The organism is Streptacidiphilus melanogenes (genome assembly GCF_000787835.1).
GTDB classification, from domain to species: Bacteria; Actinomycetota; Actinomycetes; order Streptomycetales; family Streptomycetaceae; genus Streptacidiphilus; species Streptacidiphilus melanogenes.
Genome location: NZ_BBPP01000024.1, coordinates 47922 through 55451 on the forward strand (window position 1 = coordinate 47922; position 7530 = coordinate 55451).

Annotated in this window: 8 protein-coding genes and 1 tRNA gene; 2 read left to right on the forward strand and 7 right to left on the reverse strand. The window is 70.7% G+C overall.

The window, feature by feature from the left end:
• Nucleotides 1–67: 67 nt before the first annotated feature.
• Together TR49_RS23820 and TR49_RS23825 are read right to left on the reverse strand one after the other, a co-directional pair.
• Complete coding sequence (locus TR49_RS23820) at nucleotides 68–1072, reverse strand: NAD(P)H-dependent glycerol-3-phosphate dehydrogenase (RefSeq protein ID WP_084725333.1); 1005 nt, start codon at nucleotides 1070–1072, stop codon at nucleotides 68–70.
• Nucleotides 1069–1893, reverse strand: coding sequence for a lysophospholipid acyltransferase family protein (locus tag TR49_RS23825; RefSeq protein WP_042385074.1), 825 nt, complete (start codon nucleotides 1891–1893; stop codon nucleotides 1069–1071). The genes TR49_RS23820 and TR49_RS23825 overlap by 4 nt, the downstream gene beginning before the upstream one ends.
• A 142-nt stretch (nucleotides 1894–2035) precedes the next feature.
• Here TR49_RS23825 and cofC point away from each other — a divergent pair, with 142 nt between their 5' ends.
• Complete coding sequence (gene cofC, locus TR49_RS23830) at nucleotides 2036–2863, forward strand: 2-phospho-L-lactate guanylyltransferase (protein ID WP_063770157.1); 828 nt, start codon at nucleotides 2036–2038, stop codon at nucleotides 2861–2863.
• A 316-nt stretch (nucleotides 2864–3179) separates the two neighbouring features.
• On the opposite strand, the gene TR49_RS23835 is transcribed toward cofC, so the two are convergent.
• The 4 genes from TR49_RS23835 to leuC form a co-directional block, all read right to left on the reverse strand.
• Nucleotides 3180–3881: an HU family DNA-binding protein gene (locus TR49_RS23835; protein ID WP_042384939.1), complete on the reverse strand. Its 702-nt coding sequence runs from the start codon at nucleotides 3879–3881 to the stop codon at nucleotides 3180–3182.
• Between the two features lie 125 nt (nucleotides 3882–4006).
• On the reverse strand, nucleotides 4007–4285 hold the full coding sequence (locus TR49_RS23840) for an SCO5555 family protein (protein WP_236652420.1): 279 nt from the start codon (nucleotides 4283–4285) through the stop codon (nucleotides 4007–4009).
• 144 nt (nucleotides 4286–4429) lie between these two features.
• Nucleotides 4430–5026 (reverse strand): 3-isopropylmalate dehydratase small subunit, encoded by a 597-nt coding sequence (gene leuD, locus TR49_RS23845; protein ID WP_042384942.1) that lies wholly within the window; start codon nucleotides 5024–5026, stop codon nucleotides 4430–4432.
• Between the two features lie 6 nt (nucleotides 5027–5032).
• The gene (leuC, locus tag TR49_RS23850) at nucleotides 5033–6457 is read right to left on the reverse strand and encodes a 3-isopropylmalate dehydratase large subunit (RefSeq protein WP_042384943.1); all 1425 of its coding nucleotides are present in this window, start codon (nucleotides 6455–6457) and stop codon (nucleotides 5033–5035) included.
• Nucleotides 6458–6635: 178 nt separating this feature from the next.
• Here leuC and TR49_RS23855 point away from each other — a divergent pair, with 178 nt between their 5' ends.
• Nucleotides 6636–7349: an IclR family transcriptional regulator gene (locus TR49_RS23855; RefSeq protein ID WP_042373758.1), complete on the forward strand. Its 714-nt coding sequence runs from the start codon at nucleotides 6636–6638 to the stop codon at nucleotides 7347–7349.
• A 108-nt stretch (nucleotides 7350–7457) separates the two neighbouring features.
• Here TR49_RS23855 and TR49_RS23860 read toward each other — a convergent pair.
• Nucleotides 7458–7529: transfer RNA gene (locus TR49_RS23860), tRNA-Gln, on the reverse strand.
• Nucleotide 7530 lies beyond the last annotated feature (1 nt).

The following is a 7530-nucleotide window of genomic DNA, read 5'->3' on the forward strand; positions in this document are numbered from 1 at the left end:
GGACACTACCCGCCCTGTCCAGTCCTGGCGCGGTGGGCACCACCGCCTGTCGCGGTTGTCCGCGGAGCTACCGCCGTTCGGGCTTGGCCGAGCGGCCCATGAGTTCCTTGACCGCCGTCTGCGGCGACTTGCCGCCGTGGACGATGTCGACGACCGTCTGCGTGATGGGCATGTCGACGCCGTGGCGGTGCGCCAGGTCCAGGACGGAGACGCAGGACTTCACACCCTCGGCCGTCTGCCGCATGGCCGCGCTCGCCTCGGCCAGGGACATCCCGCGGCCGAGGTTGATGCCGAAGGTGTGGTTGCGCGAGAGCGGCGAGGAGCAGGTGGCGACGAGGTCGCCCATGCCCGCGAGGCCCGCGAAGGTGTGGGCGTCGGCGCCCATCGCCAGGCCGAGCCTGGTGGTCTCGGCGAGGCCGCGGGTGATCAGGGAGGCCTTGGTGTTGTCGCCGAAGCCCATGCCGTCGACGATGCCGACGGCCAGACCGATGACGTTCTTCACCGCGCCGCCCAGCTCCGCGCCCACCACGTCGGTGATGGTGTAGGGCCGGAAGTACCCCGTCAGACAGGCCGCCTGAAGGCGCCTGCCGACGGACTCGTCCGTGCAGGCGACGACGCTCGCGGCCGGCTGACGCCGCATGATCTCGCCGGCGAGGTTCGGGCCGGAGACCACGGCGACGCGCTCCGCGGGGACCTCGGCGACCTCCTGGACCACCTCGCTCATCAGCTTGGCCGTGCCGAGCTCCACGCCCTTCATCAGGCTGACCAGGACGGTGTCCCGGGCCAGCACCGGGACCCAGGCACGCAAGCCGTCGCGCAGCGTCTGCGAGGGGACGGTCAGCACGGTGAAGTCCGCGTCAGCCGCGGCCTTCGCGGGGTCCGTGGTCGCGGTGATGTTCGGCGGCAGTTCGATGCCCGGGTGGTAGTCCGGGTTGGTCCTGGTGCCGTTGATGGCGTCGACGAGCTCCTGCCGGCGACCCCACAGCGTCACCTCGCACCCCGCGTCGGCGAGGACCATGGCGAAGGCGGTGCCCCAGGAGCCGTAGCCGAAGACGGCGCAACGGGTGGTCACTCGGCGGGCTCCTTCTCGTTCTCCTTGTGCCCGTCGGTCCCGCCGTCGGTCCCGTCCGCACCGCCCCTGGTCGCCGCACGCGACTTGGCCATGTCGAACCGCTCGGCCGGCGCCTTCTCCCCGCGCAACTGCTCCAGCAGGGCGGTGATGTCGTCCATGATGGCGTCCGTCGCCTCGCGCAGGACCGTCGACGTGATCTCCTGGCCACGCCAGCGGTCAAGGTCCACCGGCGGGCCCGCGACGACCCTGACGGTCTTTCGGGGGAACGGTTTGAAGCGGCGGTTGCCCTTCCCGCCCTTCGCGTAGCGCGGCATGATCTCGTGCGCGCCCCACTGGGCCACCGGGATGACGGGCGCGCCCGTCGTCAACGCGACCCGGGCCGCGCCGGTCTTGCCGGTCATCGGCCACAGCTCCGGATCGCGCGTGAGCGTTCCCTCGATGTAGAACGCGACGCATTCACCGGAGTCGACGGCGTCGATCGCGGCCCGGAAAGCCTGCGTCGCGTCGGTCGAACCGCGGTACACGGGGATCATTCGGGCCCCGTGCAGAATCTGCTTGATCACCGGCAACTTGAAGACGCCGGCCTTCGCCAGAAATCGCGCGGGACGTCCGGAGTCGTACTGGAAGTGCCCGTAGACCAGCGGGTCCAAATACGAGTTGTGGTTGATCGCGGTGAGGAATCCGCCCTCGGCCGGAATGTTCTCGTAACCGCTCCAGTCCCGCTTCGTCAGCGCGAACAGCGGGGGCTTCGCGATCACAGCCGCCAGGCGGTACCAGAAGCCGTATCTGCGGCGCGCCGCCCTGGTGCTGGAGCCGGGCACGTGCACTCCTCCTTTGCGCGCCGTCCCCCGCGGGGCCGACGGTGATTCTTAACGTTCAACCGCACAAGTGTCGCCCCTGCCTTGTGGCACTGTCGAGGCACCCCCCGCCGGACGGCCCTACTTCCGTGCAGAATGGGCGCCGATGACGACGCCGAACACGACCGTGGTGATCCCGCTGAAGCCGCCGGCCGAGGGCAAGTCCCGCCTCGCGCCCGCGGTCGGATCGCTCCGGCCGCAGCTGGCTCTGGCCTTCGCGCTGGACACGGTCGCCGCGGCCAGGCAGTGCGCGGCGGTGACGGGCCTCGTGGCGGTCTGCGACGACGAGCACGCGGGCGCGGCGCTGGCCCTCGCGGGCGCCTCCGTCATACCCGACACACCGGCCGCCGGCCTCAACGCGGCGCTGGCCCACGGCGTGCAGTACGCGCGCACGGTGCTGGGCGCGGGCGCGGTGGCGGCGATGTCCGCGGATCTGCCGGCCCTCCGCCCGCTCGAACTCGCAAGCGCGCTGGCCGCGGCGGCGGCCCACCCGCGGGCGTTCCTGCCCGACACGCAGGGCGTCGGCACGACGCTGCTGGCGGCTGCCGCCGGGGTTCCGCTGCGTCCCCTCTTCGGCGGGGAGTCGCGCGCCGCGCATGCCGCCTCCGGCGCGGTGGAGCTCCGTCTCGACGGCGTCGCGAGCGTGAGACGGGACGTGGACACGGGCGCGGATCTGCGCGTGGCCCTGGCCCTGGGCGCGGGGCGGCACACGCTGACTACGCTTGGCCTCATGCAGGCGACCGCGTACACGTACTCCCCCGACAGCCGCAGCGGCCAGGTGCTGCTCGACGACGGCACCCCCCTGCCGTTCGACTCGGCGGCCTTCGACGCGGGCGGCCTGCGCCTCCTGCGCCCGGGCCAGCGCGTCCGCATCGAAACCGAGGGCAACGGCGCGAACCGCCGCATCACGCTCATCACCCTCCAGACGTTCTGAGCCTTCGCTCCCGCCTGTCGTTGCCCCTCGCTCGGGGGCGCGAGGGGTCCCCGACGGTCCCGCGATCAGCTGCACTCACCCCGGGGGCGGGGACTGCGCGAGAAACCAACGACGTGCGGACGGCCCTGCGCGTTCGGGGCTCTAGCTGCGCGGGTTGCTTGTCGCGCAGTTCCGCGCCCCTGAGGTGGGGGCAACCACAGGCGGGAGCATCTCCGGACCGGTCGCGCCCAGGCGGCGGAGCCGCGGGATGCCGAGGGGCGCGGTGAACCGGGTGGGTTCAGCGCGCCCCTGCGGAGGGTGTGCTCGACGTGCTGGGTTACTTGGCCGCGGCCTTCTTGGCGGTCGCCTTCTTGGCGGTGGTCTTCTTGGCCGCCGAGGTGGCCTTCGTCGCCGTCGTGGCCTTCTTCGCCGCGGGGCGGGAGGTGCTCGCGGTGACCGTCTTCTTCGCCGGGGCCTTGACCGCCGCCGTGGTCTTCTTGGCGGTGGTCTTCTTCGCCGTGGCGGTCTTGGCCGCCGTGGTCTTCTTGGCGGTGGTCTTCTTCGCCGTCGCCGCAGCCGCCGTCGTCTTCTTGGCGGCGGCCTTCTTGACCGTGGCGGTGGTCTTCTTCGCCGTGGCCTTCTTGGCCGCGGCAGCGGCCTTCTTCGCGGCCGGCGAGCCGGCCGGAGCGACCATGCCGGACTTGCCCGGGGTCAGCGAGCCCTTGGGGGCCTTGCGGACCGCGACACCCGACTTCGGGAGCTTCTTCGAGCCGCTGACCAGGTCCTTGAACCCCTGGCCCGGGCGGAACCGCGGAACCGCGGTCTTCTTGACCTTGACCCGGTCGCCGGTCTGCGGGTTACGGGCGAACCGCGCGGCGCGGTCCACCTTCTCGAAAGTCCCGAAACCGGTCACCGACACGCGGTCGCCCGCGGTCACCGCACGCACGATGGTGTCGAGCACAGCATCAACTGCCTCTGCGGCGGCGCGACGGCCACCAAGCTGCTCGGCCACCGCTTCAACAAGCTGCGCCTTGTTCACGTCTTCCCCTTCGGAAACGGTTGCCCGGAAGATTCTTTCTGGGCAATTCGCACGTTAGGCATGTATATACGCCATTTCAATAACCAAACGGGCGCATCACCCTTGTGTCGCAATGGATTCGGGTTTCAGCCCGTCGTCCGACCGGTCGGCCCGAGGCCGTCCAGGTCCGCTACGAAACGCGCCAACCTCCGTGCGGCTTCCGGGAGATCGCGCTTCGCCGCCTCCGTCACCATGAGCAACGAACGGGTCAACGCGGCCCTCTCCGCGTCCGACACGTCCAGAGCACGCACACGGGCGTGTGCATCCTTGAGTCGCTGTGCGACCACCCCGTAGAGCTCGACGTCCGCGGCCTCCTCGTTCAGCTCCGCGTCGTCGCCGCCTGGGGGCGGGTCACTGGGACTCATGCGGAGATTGTGCCACTCGTGGCCGGTTATCTCCTGCCTGCGCCCGGCGTTGACCTTACACACAGTCACGGGGAAGAAACGAGGCAGCCCCCCGGTGGACACCGGGGGGCTGCCTTGGTGTGGCGAAAAAGCGCTGCTGGAGGCTCAGCCGACGGGCGTGGTGGTCGGCTTGAAGGCGGGTCGGCCGGTCTCGTACGCGGCGATGTCGGCCTCCTGCTGGAGGGTGATGGAGATGTCGTCCAGGCCGTTCAGCAGCCGCCAACGGACGTTCTCGTCCAGCTCGAACGGGGCGTTGACACCCTCCGCTCGGACCTCGCGGGCCTCCAGGTCGACGGTCACCTCCGCCTGCGGGTCGGCCTCGACGACCGCCCACAGCCGCTCCACGGTCTCCTGCGGCAGGATCACCGTCAGCAGGCCGTTCTTCAGGGAGTTGCCGCGGAAGATGTCCGCGAAGCGGGAGGAGATGACGGCCTTGAAGCCGTAGTTCTGGAGCGCCCAGACGGCGTGCTCGCGCGAGGAACCGGTGCCGAACTCGGGGCCGGCGATCAGGACCGTCGCGCCCTGACGCTCCGGGCGGTTCAGGACGAAGGACTCGTCCTTGCGCCACGCCTCGAACAGGCCGTCCTCGAAGCCGTTCCGGGTGACCTTCTTGAGCCAGTGGGCCGGGATGATCTGGTCGGTGTCGACGTTGCTGCGGCGCAGCGGGACGGCCCGGCCGGTGTGCGAAGTGAACTTCTCCATGGCGGTTCAGGCCTCCACGAGCTGCGGTGCGTCGGACAGGTCGGCGGGCGAGGCCAGATGGCCCAGCACCGCGGTGGCGGCGGCCACCTGCGGGGAGACCAGGTGGGTGCGGCCGCCCTTGCCCTGACGCCCCTCGAAGTTGCGGTTGGAGGTGGACGCGCAGCGCTCACCGGGGGCCAGCTGGTCGGGGTTCATGCCCAGACACATCGAGCAACCGGCGTGGCGCCACTCGGCGCCGGCCGCGGTGAAGACCTTGTCCAGACCCTCGTCGATGGCCTGGAGCGCGACGCGGACGGAGCCGGGGACGACCAGCATCCGCACGCCGTCGGCGATCCGGCGGCCCTCCACGACGGCGGCGGCCGCGCGCAGGTCCTCGATCCGACCGTTGGTGCAGGAGCCGACGAAGACCGCGTCGACCTTCACCTCGCGCAGCGGGGTGCCGGCCGTCAGGCCCATGTACGTCAGCGCGTTCTCGGCGGCGATGCGCTCCTGCGGGTCCTCGAACGACGCCGGGTCCGGCACGTTCGCGCCCAGCGGCGCGCCCTGGCCGGGATTGGTGCCCCAGGTGACGAACGGGGTCAGCTCGTTCGCGTCGATGAAGACCTCGGCGTCGAAGACCGCGTCCTCGTCGGTGGCCAGGGTCTTCCAGTACGCCACGGCGGCGTCCCAGTCCGCACCCTTGGGCGCGTGGTCGCGGCCCTCGAGGTAGGCGAAGGTGGTCTCGTCCGGAGCGATCATCCCGGCGCGGGCGCCGGCCTCGATCGACATGTTGCAGACGGTCATCCGGGCCTCCATGGAGAGGCTGCGGATCGCCGAGCCGCGGTACTCCAGGACGTAGCCCTGGCCGCCGCCGGTGCCGATCTTGGCGATGACGGCCAGGATCAGGTCCTTGGCGGTGACGCCGTCGGGCAGTTCGCCCTCCACCGTGATGGCCATCGTCTTCGGGCGGGCCATCGGCAGCGTCTGGGTGGCCAGCACGTGCTCGACCTGGCTGGTGCCGATGCCGAAGGCCAGTGCGCCGAAGGCGCCGTGGGTGGAGGTGTGCGAGTCGCCGCAGACCACGGTGGTGCCGGGCTGGGTCAGTCCCAGCTGGGGTCCCACCACGTGGACGACGCCCTGCTCCACGTCGCCCAGCGAGTGCAGGCGTACGCCGAACTCGGCGCAGTTGGCGCGCAGCGTCTCCAACTGGACCCTGGAGACGGGGTCCGCGATCGGCTTGTCGATGTCGAGGGTCGGGGTGTTGTGGTCCTCGGTGGCGATGGTGAGGTCCGTGCGACGCACCTTGCGGTCGGCGAGGCGCAGGCCGTCGAAGGCCTGCGGGCTGGTCACCTCGTGCAGCAGGTGGAGATCGATGAAGAGGAGGTCGGGCTCGCCCTCGGCGCGCCGAACGACGTGGTCGTCCCAGACCTTCTCCGCGAGTGTGCGTCCCATCGCTGTCCCTCCGACCGGCGACGTCGCCGGTCAAGCCGTCGATTGCTATGGCGTGCTTTGGCAGAAGCTCCTGTCGGAGCCCCCAGGAAGCCCCTCGGAAGCCCCTGTTCATCCAGAGTGACGCAGTTCCCAGAAGATTGAACTTGCGTCTCGCGATCCGAGACTGCAATATCAGGGCATGGACAACTCTAGTGGCGTCGGCGTTCTCGACAAGGCTGCTCTGGTGCTGAGCGCGCTAGAGGCAGGCCCCGCGACCCTGGCCGGGCTGGTCTCGGCCACCGGATTGGCGCGTCCTACCGCGCACCGGTTGGCGGTCGCTCTGGAGCACCACCGCTTGGTCACGCGTGACATGCAGGGCCGCTTCATCCTCGGGCCCCGCCTCTCCGAGCTCGCCGCCGCGGCGGGCGAGGACCGACTGCTGGCCACGGCCGGCCCGGTGCTCACCCACCTCCGCGACGTGACGGGCGAGAGCGCGCAGCTGTACCGGCGGCAGGGCGATCTCCGCATCTGTGTGGCCGCCGCCGAGCGGCTCTCCGGCCTGCGGGACACCGTCCCGGTGGGCTCGACCCTCCCGATGAAGGCCGGCTCCGCGGCCCAGGTCCTGCTGGCCTGGGAGGAGCCGGAGCGGCTGCACCGCGGCCTCCAGGGCGCGCGTTTCACCGCGACCGCCCTGTCCGGCGTGAGACGCCGCGGCTGGGCGCAGTCGATCGGCGAGCGCGAGCCCGGGGTGGCGTCCGTCTCGGCGCCGGTGCGCGGTCCTTCGAACCGGGTCGTGGCGGCGGTCTCCGTCTCCGGCCCGATCGAGCGGCTGACCCGGCACCCGGGCCGGCTCCACGCTCAGGCCATCGTCGAGGCCGCCGCGCGTCTCACCGAGGCGCTGCGCCGCGCCTGACCCCTCATCAGCAGGGCGGACCGTTACGGCGGTCCGCCCTTTTCCATGCGTTCGGATATACCCGGGAAAACAAAAAAAGACCCTCACGGGTCTTCGTACGTTTCGGAGCTGGGGTACCAGGACTCGAACCTAGACTAAATGAACCAGAATCACTCGTGCTGCCAATTACACCATACCCCAA

Excerpts from the sequence above, each read along its gene's own strand:
- leuD (WP_042384942.1), bottom strand. The coding sequence starts at position 5,026 with ATGGAGAAGTTCACTTCGCACACCGGCCGGGCCGTCCCGCTGCGCCGC.
- TR49_RS23840 (WP_236652420.1), bottom strand. The coding sequence starts at position 4,285 with ATGAGTCCCAGTGACCCGCCCCCAGGCGGCGACGACGCGGAGCTGAAC.
- cofC (WP_063770157.1), top strand. The coding sequence starts at position 2,036 with ATGACGACGCCGAACACGACCGTGGTGATCCCGCTGAAGCCGCCGGCC.
- TR49_RS23855 (WP_042373758.1), top strand. The coding sequence starts at position 6,636 with ATGGACAACTCTAGTGGCGTCGGCGTTCTCGACAAGGCTGCTCTGGTG.
- leuC (WP_042384943.1), bottom strand. The coding sequence starts at position 6,457 with ATGGGACGCACACTCGCGGAGAAGGTCTGGGACGACCACGTCGTTCGG.